Origin of the sequence: Rhizobium sp. ERR 1071, from assembly GCF_007828675.1 — a bacterium.
GTDB lineage: Bacteria > Pseudomonadota > Alphaproteobacteria > Rhizobiales > Rhizobiaceae > Rhizobium > Rhizobium dioscoreae.
In genome coordinates this window covers 296241-314518 of the sequence record NZ_VITM01000004.1, presented here as the reverse complement: position 1 = coordinate 314518, position 18278 = coordinate 296241, and the positions used below count along the sequence as shown (strand labels likewise).

Sequence of the window (18278 nt, the reverse complement as noted above, 5' to 3'; positions counted from 1 at the left end):
CTGTTGCCACCATACTGACAGCAGGAGTCAGCAGGAATGCGTCGCGCCGACCGTTTGTTTCAGATCATACAGATATTGCGCCGGTCGAGCCGGCCGGTGACCGCTGCCGCGCTGGCGGGTGAGCTCGAAGTCTCCAAACGCACGGTCTATCGCGACGTCGCCGATCTGATGGGCCAGCGCGTGCCGATCGAGGGTGAGGCCGGCTTCGGATATCTCCTCTCGCCCGGCTACGAAATGCCGCCGTTGATGCTGACACCGGAGGAGATCGAGGCTGTCGTCCTCGGAGCGCAATGGGTTGCAAGCCGCGCCGACAAGGCCCTTGCCAATGCCGCACGCGATGTGGTTGCCAAGATCACTGCCATCGTGCCCGAGCACCTGCGCCCCTTCATCCTCGAGCCGAGCGTCGGCGCCAAACCGCTTCTTCAGGAATCCGAAGAGGAAAACATCGACCTGCCAATGCTGCGGGCGGCAATCCGCGAAGGACGAAAACTTCGCCTGCGTTATCGGTCCGATGCGAGCGCGGAAAGCACAAGGATCGTCTGGCCCGTCATCCTTGGTTATTCCGACACGAGCCGCATTCTGGTGGCGTGGTGCGAGCTACGTGGAGGCTTCCGGCATTTCCGCACGGAGCGAATTCTCGCGGTCGAGGTGCTCGACGAAAACTATGGCCTGCGGCCAGGCGAATTGCGGCGTCGCTGGTCCGCCTGGCGAGAGGCCGAACTCCAGCAATTGGGGCAGGCGCGATAGGCATCGGGTGCCGGCGCCATTTTGTGCCGGCACCCGATAATCTCAGATAATACCGCCGCCGCCGGCAACGGAAGCCGGACGCTCTCCGGCAACCTTGCGGCGATAACCGCTCGCCCTGTAGGTGGCGACCGGATCGATGGCACCGCCAGCGCGGCGGCGAGCTTCGGCCAGGATCGGTTCGACATCGGCGCGATAGGCGCGTTTCAGCGTTTCCGATGCCATCAGCGCGTCATTCGCGTCCTGATACTCGCTAAGTGCATCGCGATCGACGATCAGCGCCTGCGCGTAGGCGCGGCGGATCTCGTTGGCGCTGGAAATCAAGCTCTCGATCGGATCGGTCACGTTATGCGACTGGTCGATCATATGCGCCGGATTGAAGTCGTTCACTCCGCGCCGTTCCGCATCGACCAGCTCGTTGAAGACGAGGAACAGGCGGTAGGGCTCGATGGCACCGGCATCGAGATCGTCGTCACCATACTTGGAATCGTTGAAGTGGAAGCCACCGAGCTTGCCGAACTGGATGAGGCGCGCGACGATCATCTCGATATTGGTATTCGGCGCGTGATGGCCGAGATCGACAAGGCAATGCGCTTTGGGGCCGAGCGTCTGCGCGATCAGATAGTTGGTGCCCCAGTCCTGCACGACCGTCGAATAGAAGGCCGGCTCGTACATCTTGTGCTCGGAAAACAGTCGCCAGTCATCTGGCAACGCCTTGTAGATATCGGCCATGGCGGCGAGATAGCGCTCGAAGGCCTTGGTGAAATTCGTCTGGCCGGGGAAGTTGGAGCCGTCGCCGATCCATACCGTCAGCGCCTTCGAGCCGATCGCCTTGCCGATTTCGATGCATTCGATGTTGTGCTCGACAGCTTGGGCGCGGGTCGCCGCATCGACATGGCTCAGCGAACCGAATTTGTAGGAATGCGCCTGACCGGGCGCATCGGAGAAAGTGTTGGAGTTCATGGCGTCGAAGCCGAGGCCGAGTGCATCGCCTTTCGCCTTCAATTCCTTCGCATCGGCCTTGTCCCAGGGAATATGCAGCGAAACCCTTGGTGTTGCCCGCGTCAGCTGCTGAATGACGGCGCAATCGTCGAGCTTGTCGAAGATGCCGCGTGGCTCGCCGGTGCCGGGGAAACGGGCGAAGCGCGTGCCGCCGGTTCCGACACCCCAGGACGGGACCGCGACGAAGAATTCCGAAACTTTTTTTGTGACGGCTTCGATATCGACGCCGCGGCGGGCGAGCGTGGCGCCCAGCGCCTCATAATCGGATTTCAATGCGGCGGCGCGCTTGTCGTTTTCTGCGGCGACCAGATCGGGCGCGATCCTGTATTCGGCCATTCTTTCCTCCCAATGCGTTATTCGAAATATCGGCGTTTCGATCAGCTTATTCCCTCTTCTCCCCCGCGGGGAGAAGATGCCCAACGGGCAGATGAGGGGATAAGGAGCGGAGCGACGACCATCTTGAGCGTGAGCGAAAGATAGAACTGCATCTGCCGCGCCCCCTCATCCGGCCCTTTGGGCCACCTTCTCCCCAGTGGGGAGAAGGAAGTGCGGCCAACTACCGCGTAAAGCTCTGCGCGTTGCCGGCGTCGACGTTGATGATATTACCCGTCGACTTGGCGGAAAGATCCGATGCCAGGAAGTAGATCGCCTCGGCAATGTCCTCGGGGAAAACATTGAGCTTCAGCATCGAGCGCTTGCGGTAATGTTCCTCCAGCTCGTCCACCTCAATCTTCGAGGAAGCAGCGCGCTGCTCGCGCCACTCGCCGTTCCAGATCTTCGAGCCGCGCAGCACGGCGTCGGGATTGACCGTGTTCACACGAATGCCGGCTTCCGCACCTTCCAGAGCCAGGCAGCGGGCGAGATGAATCTCGGCGGCTTTTGCCGTGCAGTAGGCAGCGGCATTCGGCGAGGACGCCAAACCGTTCTTCGACGCGACGAAAACGACATTGCCCCCCAGGTTCTGACGGCGGAACAGCCGGAAGGCTTCGCGCGAGACGAGGAAATAACCGGTCGCGAGGATATCGATATTGCGGTTCCACATCGAAAGCTCGGTGCTTTCGATCGGCGCGGACGAAGCAATGCCTGCATTCGAGACCAGAATGTCGATACCGCCGAATTCGACGCAAGCCTCAGCGAAGGAGGATATAACGGCATCCTCCTTCGTCACGTCGAGCTTAACGCTGCGCACGGCATCCGCACCGTATCTCTTGGCAAAATCGGCTTGGGTATCTTCAAGTGCCGACTGGTCGATATCAGCCAAAACGACGCAGGCGCCCTCGCCTACCAGCCGGGCGGCCGTGGCGCGACCGATGCCACCGGCGCCACCGGTCACGAAGGCAACGCGGCCGGCGAGGCTTTTCGGCTTCGGCATACGCTGCAGCTTTGCCTCTTCCAGCAGCCAATATTCGATATCGAAGGCTTCCTGCTCAGGCAGGCCTTGATATTCGGAAACCGTGGAGGCGCCACGCATGACGTTGATGGCGTTGACGTAGAACTCGCCAGCAATACGGGCAGTCGCCTTGTCGCGGGCAAAGGACAGCATGCCGACGCCGGGCACGAGAAAGATCACCGGGTTCGGATCGCGCATGGCCGGCGAATTGTCATGCTTGCAATCATTGTAATAGCGTGCGTAGTCGGCGCGGTAATCTTCCAATGCCTTGTCGAGGCCGGCGATGACGGCATCGACATCAGGCTTGGCCGGATCGAAATCGACGATCAGTGGCCGGATCTTGGTGCGCAGGAAGTGATCCGGGCAGCTGGTGCCGAGCGCGCCAAGCGGGCGAAGGTTTTTTGAGTTGACGAATTCGAGCACGGCATCCTGGTCGTCGAAATCGCCGAGCTTGCGCTCGGCCTTGCCGATGCGGCCGCGGATCTCAGGCATTAGCCGGGCGGCGATCGCACGACGCTCCGCCTGCGGCAGGCTCTGGGTGATGGCACCGCCGAAAATCGTCTTGCCTTCGGTCTTGGCTGCGAACCATTCGATCGCCTTGTTGATGATCGCGAGCGTCAGCTCGTAGCATTCCTTGGCGTCGTTGGCCCAGGTGAAGAGGCCATGGCTTTCGAGAACAACACCCTTGGCATTCGGATGCGCCTTGACGAAGGCTTCGAGATCAAGGCCGAGCTGGAAGCCCGGACGGCGCCAGGGCAGCCAGCCGATCTCGTCGCCGAAGATTTCGCGCGTCAGCTCGCGCGAGTTCTTCGAGGCGGCGATGGCAATGATGGCATCCGGATGCATGTGGTCGACATGGGTGAACGGCACGAAGCCATGCAGCGGCGTATCGATCGAAGCGGCACGGGCGTTGAGGTTGAAAGTGCAATGCGGCAGGAAGCCGACCATGCGATCCTCGTCTGCAACGCCCTGATAGATGTTCTTCAGGCTGTCCAGCTTGTCCTGATAAAGCGTGGCGAAACCGTCAAGCTTGATGGTGCCGACATCGCCGCCGGAGCCTTTGACCCAGAGCACCCTAACCTTCTCGCCGGAGAGCGGATCGGTTTCCATGACCTTGGCCGACGTGTTGCCGCCACCATAGTTGGTGATACGCTTATCGGCACCGAGCAGATTCGACCGATAAAGCAGCTTGCCAGGCTCATCGAGCCCATCAGCATGTGCATCATCCCAACGGTTTTCCAGAAGCTGAACGCCAGCCGCCATGTCATCCTCCCTTGAAATCAAGTCTTTCGGGCAGATCGGATCATGATGGAACCGCCCTTTGTGAGCAGGGTATCGCTCACGTATAGTCGCCTTGTCAATCGAAAACGATCAAATTCGATAATGTTGCGATGCAATATGAAAGTTTATGATCGTTTATGATTGACACATTGTCATATTTGCGAAATAACCGCCGACAAGGAGGAGCCAATGCACGAACGCGAACGCCATCGCATTATTCTGAGCGCCGTACAGGAAAAGTCTGTCGTGACGATTCAGGATATTTCCGAGCTGACCGAGGCTTCGGAAGCGACGATACGCCGTGATATCGCTGCCCTGCACGTACAGGGAAAGATCAGGCGTGTGCGCGGCGGAGCGGAATCGATCCATCCTCCGCAGCTCGGCAATCTGGCCGCGCGGCCGTTTCGTGTATCCGAAGCCGTCAACATCGATAGGAAACGCGCAATTGCGCGCAAGGCGGCCGAACTCTGCAATCCCGGCGACGCCATTATCATCAATGGCGGCACGACGACATTCCAGCTGGTTCACTATATCTCGGCCTTCCGGCTGCAGGTGATGACCAATTCCTTCGCGATCGCCGAACACCTGGTCAAGCATTCGAAGAATAACGTGACGGTGCCGGGCGGCGCGATCTATCGCGAACAAAGCCTGATCCTCTCGCCCTTCGACAACGATACGATCCGCAATTTCTATGCTCAGCGCATGTTCATCGGTGCGCAGGGCGTAGGCCCGCTGGGCGTCATGGAAGCCGACGCGCTGGTCATCCAGAGCGAGCAGAAGCTCATGCGCCAGGCCGACGAACTCGTCGTCATGGTGGATTCAAGCAAATTCCGCCAGCGCTCCAGCCTGATCCTTTGCCCGCTCGATCAGGTCTCGACCATCATCACCGACGACGGTGTTACCGCCGAAACCATGCGCATGATCGAGGATGCGGGCATTTCGCTCATTATTGCAAATGTTTCGGCTGAAGCCGAGGAGGAAGATTCCCCGTCGGTCGCATGAGACGCGCGGCTCAGGTGGGGTGAGCATGCCTATTAACTTTGGGAGGAAGTGACATGAATATTGCAAAGAAATTGGCGATCGGCGTCGCGCTCGCCGCCACGCTTTTCGCCGGCGCGGCCAGTGCAAAGGACATCAAGATCGGCCTCGTGGTGAAGTCGCTGGGCAACGGCTTCTTTGAAGCCGCCAACAAGGGCGCACAGGAAGCAGCCAAGGATCTCGGCGGCGTGCAGGTGATCTACACCGGCCCGACCTCGACCACGGCCGAAGGCCAGATCGAAGTCATCAACTCGCTGATCGCCCAAGGGGTCGATGCCATCGCGATTTCCGCAAACGATCCCGACGCAGTTGTTCCGGCCCTGAAGAAGGCGGCACAGCGCGGCATCAAGGTGATCTCCTGGGATTCCGGCGTCGCCAAGGCTGGCCGTATCCTGCAGCTGAACCCCTCGTCCAACGAACTGATCGGCAAGATGTGCCTGACGCTCGCCAAGGATCACCTCGACGGCGGCAAGGGCAATTTCGCCATCCTGTCGGCCACGACGACGTCGACGAACCAGAACATCTGGATCGGCGAGATGAAGAAGCAGCTGAAGGATTTCCCCGGCCTCAACCTGGTCACGACCGTTTATGGCGACGATCTCTCCGACAAGAGCTATCGTGAAGCCCAGGGCCTGTTGACCTCGCATCCCGAAGTCAAGGTCATCGTCGCTCCGACGACCGTCGGCGTGCTCGCCGCTTCGCAGGCCGTCAAGGATGCCGGCAAGATCGGCCAGGTCTATGTCACCGGTCTCGGCCTGCCGTCCGAAATGGCCGGCGCCATCAAGTCCGGCGCGACGAAGGAATTTGCGATCTGGAATCCGATCGATCTCGGCTATTCCGCAACGCAGATCGCCTATCGCCTCGTCAAGGGCGAGACCGACGGCAAGCCGGGCAGCGAGATCAATGCCGGCCGCATGGGCAAGATCAAGGTTGGCGAAAACGGCGAAGCCGCCATGGCCGATCCGTTCGTCTACAATGCTTCGAACATCGATCAGTTCTCCAAGGTTTTCTGATCGAAAATCGAACTCGCAGCTCTCCGGCGGCATCAGCCGCCGGACCTGGTTTCATTGATCCGGTACATTGCTGATGACCACAGTCCTTCAACGCTCCATCGCGGACGCACCAGCCGCGAACAATCAGGCCATTCTGGAAATGCGCGGCATTTCCCAGATCTTTCCCGGCGTCAAGGCGCTGGATGGCGTCAGCATTTCGCTCTATCCCGGCAAGGTGACCGCCCTGATCGGTGAGAACGGCGCGGGCAAATCGACACTCGTCAAGATTCTCACGGGAATCTACCGCCCGAACGAGGGCGAGATCCTCGTCGATGGCAAGGCGATGGCCTTTGCGAATGCGCAGGCCGCTATCGATGCCGGCGTCACAGCTATTCATCAGGAAACCGTACTCTTCGACGAGCTGACTGTTGCCGAAAACATCTTCCTCGGCCATGCGCCGCGCACATCCTGGCGCACCATCGACTGGAAGAGGATGAACAGCCGATCGAAAGAGCTTCTCCAATCGCTGGAAAGCGCGATCGATCCGACAACCCGCTTGAAGGACCTCTCCATCGCGCAGCGCCATCTTGTGGCAATCGCACGCGCCTTGTCGATCGAGGCCCGCATCGTCATCATGGACGAACCCACCGCCGCTCTCTCCCGCAAGGAGATCGATGATCTCTTCCGCATCGTCGAGGGATTGAAGGCAAAGGGCAAGGCCATCCTGTTCATCAGCCACAAGTTCGACGAACTCTACGAGATCGCCGACAATTTCGTCGTCTTCCGCGACGGCCGGGCCGTCGGCCACGGCAAATTGAAGTTGACACCACAGGATGAGATCGTCCGTATGATGGTCGGCCGCGATGTCAAGGACGCTTTCCCGAAAGTGCCTGTGACGATCGGTGCAACCGTTCTCGAAGTCGACAAATACTGTCACCGCACCGAATTCCGCGATATTTCCTTCAAGCTTCGGCGCGGCGAGATCCTCGGCGTCTATGGCTTGATCGGCGCCGGACGTTCCGAGCTTTGCCAATCGCTCTTCGGCATTACCAAACCGCTGTCCGGACGCCTGACGCTCGACGGACAGGAAATCCAAGTGCGATCGCCGCAGGATGCCATTCGCGCGGGGATCGTGTATGTGCCCGAAGAGCGCGGTCGCCACGGCCTGGCACTGCCGATGCCGATCTATCAGAATATGTCGCTGCCTTCACTCGGGCGCACCTCGCGCAAGGGCTTCCTGAAGGCAGCCAACGAATTCGCTCTCGCCCGCAAATATGCCGAGCGGCTCGATCTGCGCGCTGCCGCACTTTCCGTGCCCGTCGGCACGCTGTCTGGCGGCAATCAGCAGAAGGTGGTCATCGGCAAGTGGCTGGCGACGCAGCCGAAGATCATCATTCTGGACGAGCCTACCAAGGGTATCGACATCGGCTCAAAGGCCGCCGTCCATGGTTTCATCAGCGAATTGGCGGCTGAAGGTCTCAGCATCATCATGATCTCCTCCGAACTGCCCGAGATCCTCGGCATGTCGGATCGTGTGCTGGTCATGAAGGAAGGCCTGTCCGCTGGCCTTTTCGAGCGCGAGGGGCTCACGCCGGAAACCTTGGTGCGCGCCGCCACTGGAAATGCATAGGGAGGACGGGATGCCACGCATCCTCAAAAAGCGCGAAACTCTGCTCGCCATTATCATCGTCGTGATGATCGCCGGCTTCGCGACGCGCGCAGCCGGCTTTGCCGAGCCCGCCAATCTCGCCAATATCTTCAATGACACATCGATCCTCATCATCCTCGCGCTCGCCCAGATGACGGTCATCCTGACAAAATCGATCGATTTGTCCGTTGCCGCCAATCTGGCGTTGACCGGCATGGCGGTTGCAATGCTGAACGCATCCTATCCCGATATTCCGCTGATCGCACTCGTCATTACGGCAATCCTGATGGGCGCGGCTCTCGGCGCCATCAATGGCTATCTCGTCTGGGCGCTGGAAATCCCGCCGATCGTCGTCACGCTTGGCACCCTGACGATCTATCGCGGCATGGCATTCGTCCTATCGGGCGGCGCCTGGGTCAATGCGCATCAATTCACGCCGATTTTCCTGAACGTGCCGCGCACGCCGCTTCTCGGCCTGCCGGTGCTTGCCTGGATCGGTATCGCCATCGTTCTGATGATGTATCTGGTGCTGCGCTACACGCAGTTCGGCCGCTCGGCCTATGCCAGCGGCGGCAATCCGGTTGCCGCCGTCTATGCCGGTATCGATGTCGGCTGGACGCGCTTCCTCGCCTTCGTCCTCTCTGGTGCGCTCGCGGGACTGAGCGGCTACCTTTGGGTTTCGCGCTATGCGGTCGCCTATGTCGATATCGCCAATGGTTTCGAACTCGATAGCGTAGCCGCCTGCGTCATCGGCGGCATATCGATCGCCGGCGGTGTCGGTTCAGTCGCCGGCGCGGTCTTAGGCGCCCTCTTCCTCGGCGTCATCAAGAACGCACTTCCGGTCATCGGCATCTCGCCGTTCACGCAGATGGCGATTTCAGGCACCGTCATCATCCTTGCCGTCGTCTTCAACGCCCGGCGCGAACGCAACCGCGGCCGCATCATCCTGCGCGATCAAGCCGCAAAGGACACCGCCAGCCAGGGAGCACACGCATGAGCAACGGTTCGCAAGCGGCAACCGCGGAAAAGCGCGCCATTCCTGATCGCCTCGGCACGCCCTTCAAGCGCATCATGGCAAGCTGGGAAACACTGCTCTTCGGCGTCGCGGTCGCGATCTTCATCTTCAACTCGCTGGCCTCGCCCTATTTCCTCGATCCGTTCAATCTCTCGGACGCGACCTTCAACTTTACCGAAAAGGCGATGATCGCCTTTGCCATGGCGCTGCTCGTCATCGCGGGCGAAATCGACCTCTCGGTCGCAGCCATCATCGCGCTGGCGTCGACGGCGATGGGCGCTGCCGCGCAAATGGGCGTCGACACGGCCGGCCTCGTTGCGATCGGTATCGGCGTCGGCCTCGTCTGCGGCATCTTCAACGGATTCCTCGTTTCCGTGCTGAAGCTGCCGTCAATCGTCGTCACCATCGGCACGATGAGCCTGTTTCGCGGCATTTCCTATATCGTTCTCGGCGACCAGGCCTATGGCAACTATCCGGATAGTTTCGCCTATTTCGGCCAGGGCTATGTCGTCTGGGTCTTCTCGTTCGAATTCGTGCTCTTCATCGTGCTGGCGATCGCCTTTGCCATCCTGCTGCATGCGACGAATTTCGGCCGGCAGGTCTATACGATCGGCAACAATGATTTTGCTGCGCGCTTCTCGGGCATTCCAGTCGAGCGGGTCAAATTCATCCTGTTTCTCCTAACCGGCATCATGAGCGGTATCGCCGCCGTCTGCCTCACCTCGCGCCTCGGCTCGACGCGCCCCTCGATCGCGCTGGGATGGGAACTGGAGGTGGTGACCATGGTCGTGCTCGGCGGCGTATCGATCCTCGGCGGCTCGGGGACGATCGGCGGCGTCGTCATCGCTGCTTTCGTCATGGGCTTGGTCACCTTCGGCCTTGGCCTGCTGAATGTTCCCGGCATTGTCATGTCGATTTTCATCGGCCTCCTCCTCATCATCACCATCGCGCTGCCGATCGTGGCAAAGCGCATCAAGACCATGAGCTCCAAATGACCGCTGCTCACGAACGCCACGCCTTCAAGATGACGCTCAATCCAGGCATGGAAGCAGAATACCGCAAGAGACATGATGAAATCTGGCCTGAGCTGGTGGATCTGCTGCATCAGGCAGGTGTCAGCGATTACTCCATCCATCTCGACCGCGAGACGAATACGCTTTTCGGCGTGCTGACCCGGCCGAAAGATCACACCATGGCCAGCCTGCCCGAACATCCCATCATGAAGAAATGGTGGGCACATATGGCGGACATCATGGCGACCAATCCCGATAACTCGCCCATCCAAAGCGATCTTGTCACGGTCTTTCATCTGCCATGAACAGCGAGACAGCCTACCGCCACATCGCCGTGATCGACATCGGCAAGACCAACGCCAAGGTCGTTGTGCTGGATGCCGGGACCGGAGCCGAGATTGCCGCCGTCAGGACTACAAACAGCGTCCTGAAGTCAGGTCCTTACCCGCATTACGATATCGAAAGCCTATGGCGCTTCATCATTGATGCGCTGAAGGGCTTTGCAGCCACGCCCGGCTTCGATGCCATATCAATCACGACGCACGGTGCTTCGGTGGTCCTGTTGGACGCCGGCGGCGATCTTGCCTTGCCGGTTCTCGATTACGAACACATCTATCCGCAAACCGTTCAGGAAGCCTATGGGCAAGTGCGTCCGGCTTTTGCCGAAACCTTTTCGCCGCGGCTATCCGGTGGCCTGAATGCTGGCGCGCAGATCCACTATCAGCAAAGCGCCTTCCCCGCTGATTTTGCCCGCGTCGCAACGATCCTGACCTATCCGCAATATTGGGCGTTTCGCCTGACCGGCGTCGCGGCCAACGAGATGACGTCTCTTGGCTGCCATACCGATCTCTGGAACCCGACGACCCAAAGCTATTCGTCCCTGGTTGACACGCTTGGCATTCGTGCCTTGATGGCGCCGGTCCGTTCGGCATTCGACGCCCTAGGCCCGGTGCTACCAGCACTTGCCGCCGATATCAGTCTCTCGTCGCCTGTCCCTGTCTATTGCGGCATTCATGATTCCAACGCCTCGCTGCTGCCGCATCTTGTCGAGAATGAAGCGCCTTTTGCCGTCGTCTCGACGGGGACATGGGTTATCAGTTTTGGCGTCGGCGGCGATCTCGATCATCTCGATCCCGCCCGCGATACCCTTGCCAATGTCGATGCCTATGGCCGCGCCGTGCCGTCTTCCCGCTTCATGGGCGGCCGCGAGTTCGAGATTCTGGCAGCGGAAATCGGTATTGCATCCCATGAAGCAATCGAAGCCGCGTTGGAACGGGTGATCGAGAAAGGCCTCATGCTACTGCCCAATGTAGTCGAGGGCTCTGGTCCGTTTCCGGGCAGGAAAATGCGTTGGATCGGCAGTGCGACCAATTCCGCCGAACGCCTTGCCGCCGTCAGCGTCTATCTCGCGCTGATGACGGAAGCCTGCCTCGATCTGATCGGCGCTAAAGGACCAATCTTCGTCGAAGGTCCCTTTGCGTTCAATCGCGCCTACCTCATCGCCCTCTCTGCCTTGACGAGCACCGATGTCATCGCACTAGCCGGCTCAACGGGCACCAGCCAGGGTGCCGCCTTGCTGACGGGGATAAGACCCATCAGTGCCGCGGCCAGCTCCTCCACTCGCACCGAACTGCCGGGGTTGGCGCGCTATCGGCAGTCCTGGCGCGGGACCCTGATCTCCTAATCTTCGGTTCTGGCGAGTTCTGCCGCCGCGATTTCGGCAACGCGCAACGCTGCTTCGACGTGTTCATCCTCGCCATCTTCGATCAGCCAACCTGCCGAAAGGCCGGCCCAGGCAATGATCCATTGCAACAGGCGTCCGCGCTCCATTCCCGCCGCCTCGGCAACGACCGTTACTTGCCGGGCAAGACGGCCGGGAGATGTGGCGACGGCATTATCGGGATTGCAGAAGAGATTGGCGTAGTCAAAGCCGCGCTCGCCCACCAGGCCCTTGGGATCGATCGCAAGCCAGCCACGCTCCGCGAAATCGAGGATATTGCCGTGATGAATGTCCCCATGCAGGGCGACGACATCGCGGGGCTCCGCCAACAGCATGCGCGCGACAACCGCGGACTGGACGAAGATACCGCCTTCACAATGAGCCATGGTTTCGAGCGAACGAAAGCGGTGGACAAGCGGAACCAATTGCGGCAAGGCGCCGCCGCGAGAGGCGTGGAGCCCGGCGACGGCCTTGCAGATGATCCGGCTTGCCTGGTCGTCCTCACCATTCCTTGCCATCTCGGCAAGTGAGCGGCTGCCTATTGCCCGTTCGAGCAGGATAGCATCGTCCTGATGCTCGAGAACGCGCGCAGCACCAATGCCATTCCACCAGACCATAAGCTCGGCCCCCGATTTCTCCTCCGGTGCGTCGGCGATCTTCAGCATCGCCGGCTCGCCATCACGACGCACGGGAAAAAGCCGGCTGGAATGCGTCACGATCGGGGTACCGTCGGGAATCAGCCGCCAGAGGTCAAAATAGACCTTCGAATCGTCATTGTCGTTCACGCGATACTGATCTCCTTGGCCCGGGCCGCACCATGACAGACGCCGCGGCTTATGTGGATCCGCCGCATGCAGATTTCCACTTTCAGATCCACCTCGCTTTGCCGCCCTATTACCTAGGCCCTTGCGGCAAGCAGGCAACAACCATCCCTCGTCAAAATTTTTCGAAAAAACGCTAAAATTGTCTTCGCGACGGTTATTTTCTTGCGGAATCGTCGCAATATTCCTACACAAAATACCCTCATGAGCGCTTTCGAGATCAAAAAATGTCCGAAGGCGATCATCGGCTTCGATATCAGCTTTGTCTCTTTAAAAAGAACGCCTCACGGCAGTTTGCGCGTCGAGACAGGCGATTGCGAGCGGGTTCAAAGGGCGCTGCCGCGCCCATCCAAGGAGAGCTAACATGAGTCTGAAGACATTGACGGCCGCGACCTTCGTCGCTTCGCTGGCCTTCGCACCTCTCGCACATGCGGACATCACCATCGGCCTCATCGCGCCGCTGACCGGCCCCGTCGCTGCCTATGGCGAGCAGGTCAAGAATGGCGCACAGACCGCCATCGACGAAATCAACAAGAGCGGCGGCGTTCTCGGCCAGAAGCTCATCCTGAAGCTCGGCGACGATGCCGGCGATCCGAAGCAGGGCGTATCCGTCGCCAACGGCTTTGTCGGCGATAGCATCCGCTTCGTCGTCGGCCCGGTCACTTCGGGTGTTGCCATTCCGGTTTCGGACGCGCTGGCCGAAAACGGCATCCTGATGGTCACGCCGACCGCAACCGCTCCGGACCTGACCAATCGTGGTCTCACGAACATCTTCCGCACCTGCGGCCGAGATGACCAGCAGGCCGTCGTCGCCGGCGAATATGTCGTGAAGAACTTCAAGGACAAGAAGATCGCCATCCTCAACGATAAGGGCGCTTACGGCAAGGGCCTGGCAGACGCCTTCAAGGCTGCGATCAACAAAGGTGGCATCACTGAGGTCGTCAATGACTCGCTGACCCCCGGCGAGAAAGACTACAGCGCTCTGACGACAAAGCTGAAGCAGGCCGGCGTCGACGTGATCTACTTCGGCGGCTATCATCCGGAAGCAGGTCTGCTGGCCCGCCAGCTGCACGACATCTCCGTCAAGGCGCAGATCATCGGCGGCGACGGCCTTTCCAATACCGAATATTGGGCGATCGCCAACGATTCGGCTGCCGGCACGCTCTTCACCAACGCGTCTGACGCGTTGAAGAACCCGGATTCGCAGAGCGCCGTTGCCGCCCTCAAGGCGCGCAACATCCCGGCCGAAGCCTTCACGCTGAACGCCTATGCTGCCGTGCAGGTGTTGAAGGCCGGCATCGAGAAGGCCGGCAAGGCAGACGATGCCGAAGCAGTCGGTACCGCTCTGAAGAAAGGCGAACCGATCGACACCGCCATCGGCAAGGTCACCTACGGCGAAACCGGCGACCTGACCTCGCAGAGCTTCTCGCTCTACAAATGGGAAGGCGGCAAGATCGTTTCGGCCGAGTAAGCCGTCACCTCATCGCTTCGAAAAAGAGCCGGGCCACTTGCTGGTCCGGTTTTTTGTTATCGATCCTGGGTACTGCCACTCAGCAAACACTGCGGAAACGCTCGATGCAGGTGGAGAGGACCTCCTCACCCGGGCGCTTCCACCAATTATTCTGAGAGAAGATCTCGACCTCCTGCAGGCCGAAGAAGCCGGCCTTTTCGATCTCGGCGCGGATGCCTTTCAAGTCGATGACACCGTCGCCCATCATGCCGCGATCGAGCAGCAGGTCCGTGGTCGGCACGAGCCAGTCGCAGATGTGATGCGCCAGGATGCGGCCACCGGCGCCAGCGCGCGCGATCTGCTGATAAAGCTTCGGGTCCCACCAGACATGGTAGACATCGATCGCGACGCCAATGCCTTCGCCGAGGAGATCGCAGATGTCGAGCGCCTGCTCCAGCGTGTTCACGCAGGCGCGGTCGGCCGCATACATAGGATGCAACGGCTCAATCGCGATCGGAATACCGGCGCTGCGCGCATGTGGCAGGATCGCCGCGATACCGTCCGCTACCATCTCGCGGGCATGCGTGATATCCCTCGATCCTTCCGGCAGGCCACCGACAACAAGGACGAGACAATCGGCATTCAGCGCCGCCGCTTCGTCGATCGCCCGCTTGTTGTCGTCGATTGCAGCCGCCCTACCCTCGGCGCTTGCCGCGGGAAACATGCCGCCGCGGCAAAGGCCAGTCACTTTGAGCTTGTTGTCGGCGACGATGCGAGCAGCCTCCGAAAGCCCGATCTTATGCACCTGATCGCGCCAGGGCGCGATAGCGACGATATCCTGCTTCAGGCAGGCTTCGACCGCCTGGCGCATGTCATATTGCTGGCGCACCGTCGCCAGATTGATGGACAGACCCTCTACGGCCATCGTGATCCTCCCCCATTCTTATCCGCTAGTCGATGCCGATGGTGGCAAGGATTGCCTTCATGCGATAGACTGCGAGATCCGGATCACGCAGTACGCGCGCCGTGTCCGCCAGACGGAACAGCTCCGAAAGATGCTGGATCGAGCGGGCGCTCTGCTGGCCGCCGAGCATCTGGAAATGGTCCTGGAAGCCGTTAAGATAGGCGAGGAAGACGACACCTGTCTTATAGAAGCGCGTCGGTGCCTTGAAGATATGGCGCGATAGCGGGACGGTCGGCGCCAGGATCGCGTGGAAGGCGTCGAGGTCGTTCTGAGCGAGCTTTGCGAGAGCTGCGCTCGCTGCCGGCGCGATGGCATCGAAGATGCCGAGCAGGGCATGCGAATAGCCCTGCTCGTCACCGGCGATCAGTTCTGCGTAGTTGAAATCGTCGCCGGTATACATCTTGACCGACGGATCGAGCCGGCGGCGCATGATGATTTCCTTCTCTGCCGAAAGCAGCGAAATCTTCACGCCATCGACCTTGGCTGCGTTCTGATTGATGATCGCTGTTGCCGTCTTCATGGCCAGCATGTCGTCGGCCGAGCCCCAATAGCCCGCCAGGGCCGGATCGAACATCGAGCCGAGCCAATGAATGATGACGGGCTCTTTGACCTGACCGAGGATGCGGTCGTAGACCCTGACATAGTCGTCCGGGCTCTTGGCGACTGCCGCCAGAGCCCGGCTCGCCATGAGAATGACGCGGCCGCCCTGTCCTTCGACATAAGCGACCTGTTCCTCATAGGCGCGGATGACATCATCGATCGTGACATCGGGACCGGGCTGCAGATGATCAGTCCCGGCGCCATAGGCGATCACGGCATCCGGCCGGCCGCGGGCGGCCGACTGCGCATGCGCGATCAGCTCCTTTGCGCCGGTCCAGTCGAGTCCCATGCCGCGCTGTGCGGTATCCATCGCTTCCGCGACGCCGAGGCCGAGACCCCAGAGATATTCGCGGAAGGCGATCGTGCGCTCCCAGTCGATGTTGCGGTCAAGCCAGGGATCGTTGTCCGCAAGCGCATCGACCACGACATGCGCCGCCGCATAGGCCACGCGATTGAAGTGATGGCCGCCCGTCGGTTTTACAGGCGCGATCAACGGCTCATTGACGGGCGAGAAGGCAGTGATCGTGCCGTCCGCCCTTGGCAAGTGAAGGCTTCTCTCCATGAGATCAGCCTCCTAGCAGGCCGAAAGGGAAGGCACGTCGACCCAGCGACGTTCCGCCCAGCTCTTCTGTGCCAGCTCTGCCAGCTGCACGCCCTTGGCGCCCTCGCGCAGCGTGAACTTCCAGGGCGCGTCCTCGGCCACATGGCACAGGAACTGCTCCCATTGCGCCTTGAAACCATTGTCGAAGGCTTGCGTGTCAGGCACCTCTTCCCAGGTATCGAAGAAATTGATTGGCTGCGGCTGATCGGGGTTCCAGACCGGTTTCGGCGTGTTGACGCGATGCTGTGTCCAGCAGCGCATCAGGCCGCAGACGGCGGATCCATGGGTGCCGTCGACCTGGAAGGTGACGAGATCGTCGCGGCGTACACGCACCGCCCAGGAGGAGTTGATATGGGCGATAACGCCGCCCTCGAGTTCGAAGGTAGCATAGGCGGCATCGTCAGCATCGGCGACATAGGTGTTACCGTTCTCGTCGACGCGGCTTGGAATATGTGTGGCGCCGAGGCAGCTGACCGACTTGACTTCACCAAAGAGATTGTCGAGCACATAACGCCAATGCGGCAACATATCGAGGATCATGCCGCCGCCATCTTTTTTGCGATAGTTCCAGGATGGGCGCTGTGCCTTGACGCCCCAATCGCCTTCGAAAACCCAATAGCCGAATTCGCCGCGCACGGAGAGAATCTTGCCGAAGAAGCCGCTATCGCGCAGCATGGCGATCTTGCGCAAGCCAGGCAGGAAGAGCTTGTCCTGGACGACACCGTTCTTGACGCCGCGACGCTCTGCCGAAGCCGCAACCGAGAGCGCCTCCTCCAGCGTCTCCGAGATCGGCTTCTCGCAATAGACATGCTTGCCGGCCGCAATCGCCTTCTCGAGAAGCTCGACGCGCATCTGCGTCGAACCGGCATCGAAGAAGATCGTATTGCTGGGATCGGCAAGAGCGGCATCGAGATCGGTCGTCGTCTTGGACAGACCGTGCTTGCGGGCAATCGCCTCGATCTTCTCAGCATTGCGGCCGACAAGCACCGGCTCCGGCATCAGCCTGTCGCCGTTCGATAAAAGAACGCCGCCCTGTTCGCGGATCGCCAGGATGGAACGCACGAGATGCTGGTTATAGCCCATGCGGCCGGTAATGCCGTGCATGATGATGCCGATCGGCTTCGTTGCCATGAGTTTCTTCCTCCCGTAAATAACTATATAGTTACATAACTGACATGGCAAAGCCATGCTGTCAACGGCCATCGTCAATGGTCACAGCGGCAATCGTCTATCGTTGCTGAGTCTGTTGCGCGGGAGATTTCAGGGACGCAGATAGGCGAAAATCACGTCGACGATATGCTCCCCCCAGGCGTCGATTTCGCTCTTGTCCGAGAGATTGCGACGGAAGATCGTCGAGAGCGTCCAACGGTTCGTCAGGAAGAACGAGCCGAGGGCCGCGATGCTCATATAGATCTTCACCGGATCGCAGCCGCTGCGGAATACGCCCGCGGCCGCGCCGCGGTCCAGCAAGCCGGAGATCTCCGACACCAGCGGCGAGTGCAGCTCGAAAATGCGCGCCGAACGCTTCAGGAAGCGGGCCTTATGCATGTTTTCCGTGCTGAGGATTCCTAGGAATTCCGGGTGATCCAGAAAATATTGCCAGGTGAAGACGACGAGCTCCCGCAAGCCGTCTGCAGGGGAGCGATGCGAGAGATCGAGCCGTGCTTCCGCCGAACGGATGGCGATATAGCTGCCTTCCAGAACGGCGACGTAGAGCGCATCCTTACCGCCGAAATAGTGATAGAGCATCCGCTTATTGATTTTCGCCCGTTCGGCGATGGCATCGACGCGAGCACCGCCATAGCCGCGCTCGGCAAATTCCTTGGTCGCGGCCGCCAAAATCGCCTTGCTGGTGCGTTCCGCATCCCTGAGACGGGGCCGTTCCGAAGCTGCGCGCGAGGGAGCTTTCTCTGCATTCGCAAGGCCTGCATTCCTTGCGCTGCGCTTCACGGTCTTGGCTTCTGACATCATGGCTCCCGGCGGCATTTCGTAAGGCTTA

The 18278-nt window shown here is 60.2% G+C and carries 16 protein-coding genes; 9 read left to right on the top strand and 7 right to left on the bottom strand.

Going from position 1 to position 18278, the window contains the following annotated elements; translation table 11 throughout:
- Positions 1-36 precede the first annotated feature (36 nt).
- On the top strand, positions 37-747 hold the full coding sequence (locus tag FBZ99_RS16200) for a helix-turn-helix transcriptional regulator (protein ID WP_113350500.1): 711 nt from the start codon (positions 37-39) through the stop codon (positions 745-747).
- 42 nt (positions 748-789) lie between these two features.
- On the opposite strand, the gene rhaI is transcribed toward FBZ99_RS16200, so the two are convergent.
- A complete protein-coding gene (rhaI, locus tag FBZ99_RS16195; RefSeq protein ID WP_113350501.1) occupies positions 790-2082 on the bottom strand; it encodes an L-rhamnose catabolism isomerase in 1293 nt (430 codons plus the stop codon).
- A gap of 220 nt (positions 2083-2302) precedes the next feature.
- Positions 2303-4399: a bifunctional rhamnulose-1-phosphate aldolase/short-chain dehydrogenase gene (locus FBZ99_RS16190; protein ID WP_113350502.1), complete on the bottom strand. Its 2097-nt coding sequence runs from the start codon at positions 4397-4399 to the stop codon at positions 2303-2305.
- Positions 4400-4606: 207 nt separating this feature from the next.
- Between FBZ99_RS16190 and FBZ99_RS16185 the strand changes: the two genes are divergently transcribed.
- The 7 genes from FBZ99_RS16185 (at position 4607) to FBZ99_RS16155 (ending at position 11807) form a co-directional block, all read left to right on the top strand.
- The gene (locus FBZ99_RS16185; RefSeq protein WP_113329757.1) at positions 4607-5419 is read left to right on the top strand and encodes a DeoR/GlpR family DNA-binding transcription regulator; all 813 of its coding nucleotides are present in this window, start codon (positions 4607-4609) and stop codon (positions 5417-5419) included.
- Positions 5420-5472: 53 nt separating this feature from the next.
- Positions 5473-6468 carry a rhamnose ABC transporter substrate-binding protein gene (gene rhaS / locus FBZ99_RS16180; protein WP_075853916.1) on the top strand — a complete coding sequence of 332 codons (996 nt, stop codon included), beginning with the start codon at positions 5473-5475 and terminating at the stop codon, positions 6466-6468.
- 73 nt (positions 6469-6541) lie between these two features.
- A complete protein-coding gene (locus FBZ99_RS16175; protein ID WP_113351025.1) occupies positions 6542-8077 on the top strand; it encodes a sugar ABC transporter ATP-binding protein in 1536 nt (511 codons plus the stop codon).
- Between the two features lie 10 nt (positions 8078-8087).
- Positions 8088-9092: an ABC transporter permease gene (locus tag FBZ99_RS16170; RefSeq protein ID WP_113350503.1), complete on the top strand. Its 1005-nt coding sequence runs from the start codon at positions 8088-8090 to the stop codon at positions 9090-9092.
- Complete coding sequence (locus tag FBZ99_RS16165; RefSeq protein WP_113350504.1) at positions 9089-10105, top strand: ABC transporter permease; 1017 nt, start codon at positions 9089-9091, stop codon at positions 10103-10105. The genes FBZ99_RS16170 and FBZ99_RS16165 overlap by 4 nt, the downstream gene beginning before the upstream one ends.
- Entirely contained in the window at positions 10102-10428 is a 327-nt protein-coding gene (gene rhaM / locus FBZ99_RS16160) for an L-rhamnose mutarotase (RefSeq protein WP_113350505.1), read from the top strand. The genes FBZ99_RS16165 and rhaM overlap by 4 nt, the downstream gene beginning before the upstream one ends.
- Positions 10425-11807 (top strand): FGGY-family carbohydrate kinase, encoded by a 1383-nt coding sequence (locus tag FBZ99_RS16155; protein WP_113350506.1) that lies wholly within the window; start codon positions 10425-10427, stop codon positions 11805-11807. Before rhaM ends, FBZ99_RS16155 begins: the two co-directional genes overlap by 4 nt.
- On the opposite strand, the gene FBZ99_RS16150 is transcribed toward FBZ99_RS16155, so the two are convergent.
- Positions 11804-12628 carry an aminoglycoside phosphotransferase family protein gene (locus FBZ99_RS16150; RefSeq protein ID WP_113389393.1) on the bottom strand — a complete coding sequence of 275 codons (825 nt, stop codon included), beginning with the start codon at positions 12626-12628 and terminating at the stop codon, positions 11804-11806. The genes FBZ99_RS16155 and FBZ99_RS16150 overlap by 4 nt on opposite strands.
- A 400-nt stretch (positions 12629-13028) precedes the next feature.
- Here FBZ99_RS16150 and FBZ99_RS16145 point away from each other — a divergent pair, with 400 nt between their 5' ends.
- Positions 13029-14135 (top strand): branched-chain amino acid ABC transporter substrate-binding protein, encoded by a 1107-nt coding sequence (locus FBZ99_RS16145; protein ID WP_113329751.1) that lies wholly within the window; start codon positions 13029-13031, stop codon positions 14133-14135.
- Positions 14136-14214: 79 nt separating this feature from the next.
- Here FBZ99_RS16145 and FBZ99_RS16140 read toward each other — a convergent pair whose 3' ends face one another.
- The 4 genes from FBZ99_RS16140 to FBZ99_RS16125 all read right to left on the bottom strand — a co-directional run bounded on the left by FBZ99_RS16140 (position 14215) and on the right by FBZ99_RS16125 (position 18247).
- Positions 14215-15039, bottom strand: coding sequence for a sugar phosphate isomerase/epimerase family protein (locus FBZ99_RS16140; protein WP_113350508.1), 825 nt, complete (start codon positions 15037-15039; stop codon positions 14215-14217).
- Positions 15040-15064: 25 nt separating this feature from the next.
- A complete protein-coding gene (locus FBZ99_RS16135; RefSeq protein ID WP_113350509.1) occupies positions 15065-16240 on the bottom strand; it encodes a dihydrodipicolinate synthase family protein in 1176 nt (391 codons plus the stop codon).
- Positions 16241-16252: 12 nt separating this feature from the next.
- Entirely contained in the window at positions 16253-17410 is a 1158-nt protein-coding gene (locus FBZ99_RS16130) for a Gfo/Idh/MocA family protein (RefSeq protein WP_113350510.1), read from the bottom strand.
- Positions 17411-17539: 129 nt separating this feature from the next.
- Positions 17540-18247: a TetR/AcrR family transcriptional regulator gene (locus FBZ99_RS16125; protein WP_113351026.1), complete on the bottom strand. Its 708-nt coding sequence runs from the start codon at positions 18245-18247 to the stop codon at positions 17540-17542.
- Positions 18248-18278 lie beyond the last annotated feature (31 nt).

What these genes read in the sequence shown, in the direction of transcription:
- FBZ99_RS16200 (WP_113350500.1), top strand. Translation starts at nt 37, where the DNA reads ATGCGTCGCGCCGACCGTTTGTTTCAGATCATACAGATATTGCGCCGG.
- rhaI (WP_113350501.1), bottom strand. Translation starts at nt 2,082, where the DNA reads ATGGCCGAATACAGGATCGCGCCCGATCTGGTCGCCGCAGAAAACGAC.
- FBZ99_RS16190 (WP_113350502.1), bottom strand. Translation starts at nt 4,399, where the DNA reads ATGGCGGCTGGCGTTCAGCTTCTGGAAAACCGTTGGGATGATGCACAT.
- FBZ99_RS16185 (WP_113329757.1), top strand. Translation starts at nt 4,607, where the DNA reads ATGCACGAACGCGAACGCCATCGCATTATTCTGAGCGCCGTACAGGAA.
- rhaS (WP_075853916.1), top strand. Translation starts at nt 5,473, where the DNA reads ATGAATATTGCAAAGAAATTGGCGATCGGCGTCGCGCTCGCCGCCACG.
- FBZ99_RS16175 (WP_113351025.1), top strand. Translation starts at nt 6,542, where the DNA reads ATGACCACAGTCCTTCAACGCTCCATCGCGGACGCACCAGCCGCGAAC.
- FBZ99_RS16170 (WP_113350503.1), top strand. Translation starts at nt 8,088, where the DNA reads ATGCCACGCATCCTCAAAAAGCGCGAAACTCTGCTCGCCATTATCATC.
- FBZ99_RS16165 (WP_113350504.1), top strand. Translation starts at nt 9,089, where the DNA reads ATGAGCAACGGTTCGCAAGCGGCAACCGCGGAAAAGCGCGCCATTCCT.
- rhaM (WP_113350505.1), top strand. Translation starts at nt 10,102, where the DNA reads ATGACCGCTGCTCACGAACGCCACGCCTTCAAGATGACGCTCAATCCA.
- FBZ99_RS16155 (WP_113350506.1), top strand. Translation starts at nt 10,425, where the DNA reads ATGAACAGCGAGACAGCCTACCGCCACATCGCCGTGATCGACATCGGC.
- FBZ99_RS16145 (WP_113329751.1), top strand. Translation starts at nt 13,029, where the DNA reads ATGAGTCTGAAGACATTGACGGCCGCGACCTTCGTCGCTTCGCTGGCC.
- FBZ99_RS16140 (WP_113350508.1), bottom strand. Translation starts at nt 15,039, where the DNA reads ATGGCCGTAGAGGGTCTGTCCATCAATCTGGCGACGGTGCGCCAGCAA.
- FBZ99_RS16135 (WP_113350509.1), bottom strand. Translation starts at nt 16,240, where the DNA reads ATGGAGAGAAGCCTTCACTTGCCAAGGGCGGACGGCACGATCACTGCC.
- FBZ99_RS16130 (WP_113350510.1), bottom strand. Translation starts at nt 17,410, where the DNA reads ATGGCAACGAAGCCGATCGGCATCATCATGCACGGCATTACCGGCCGC.
- FBZ99_RS16125 (WP_113351026.1), bottom strand. Translation starts at nt 18,247, where the DNA reads ATGTCAGAAGCCAAGACCGTGAAGCGCAGCGCAAGGAATGCAGGCCTT.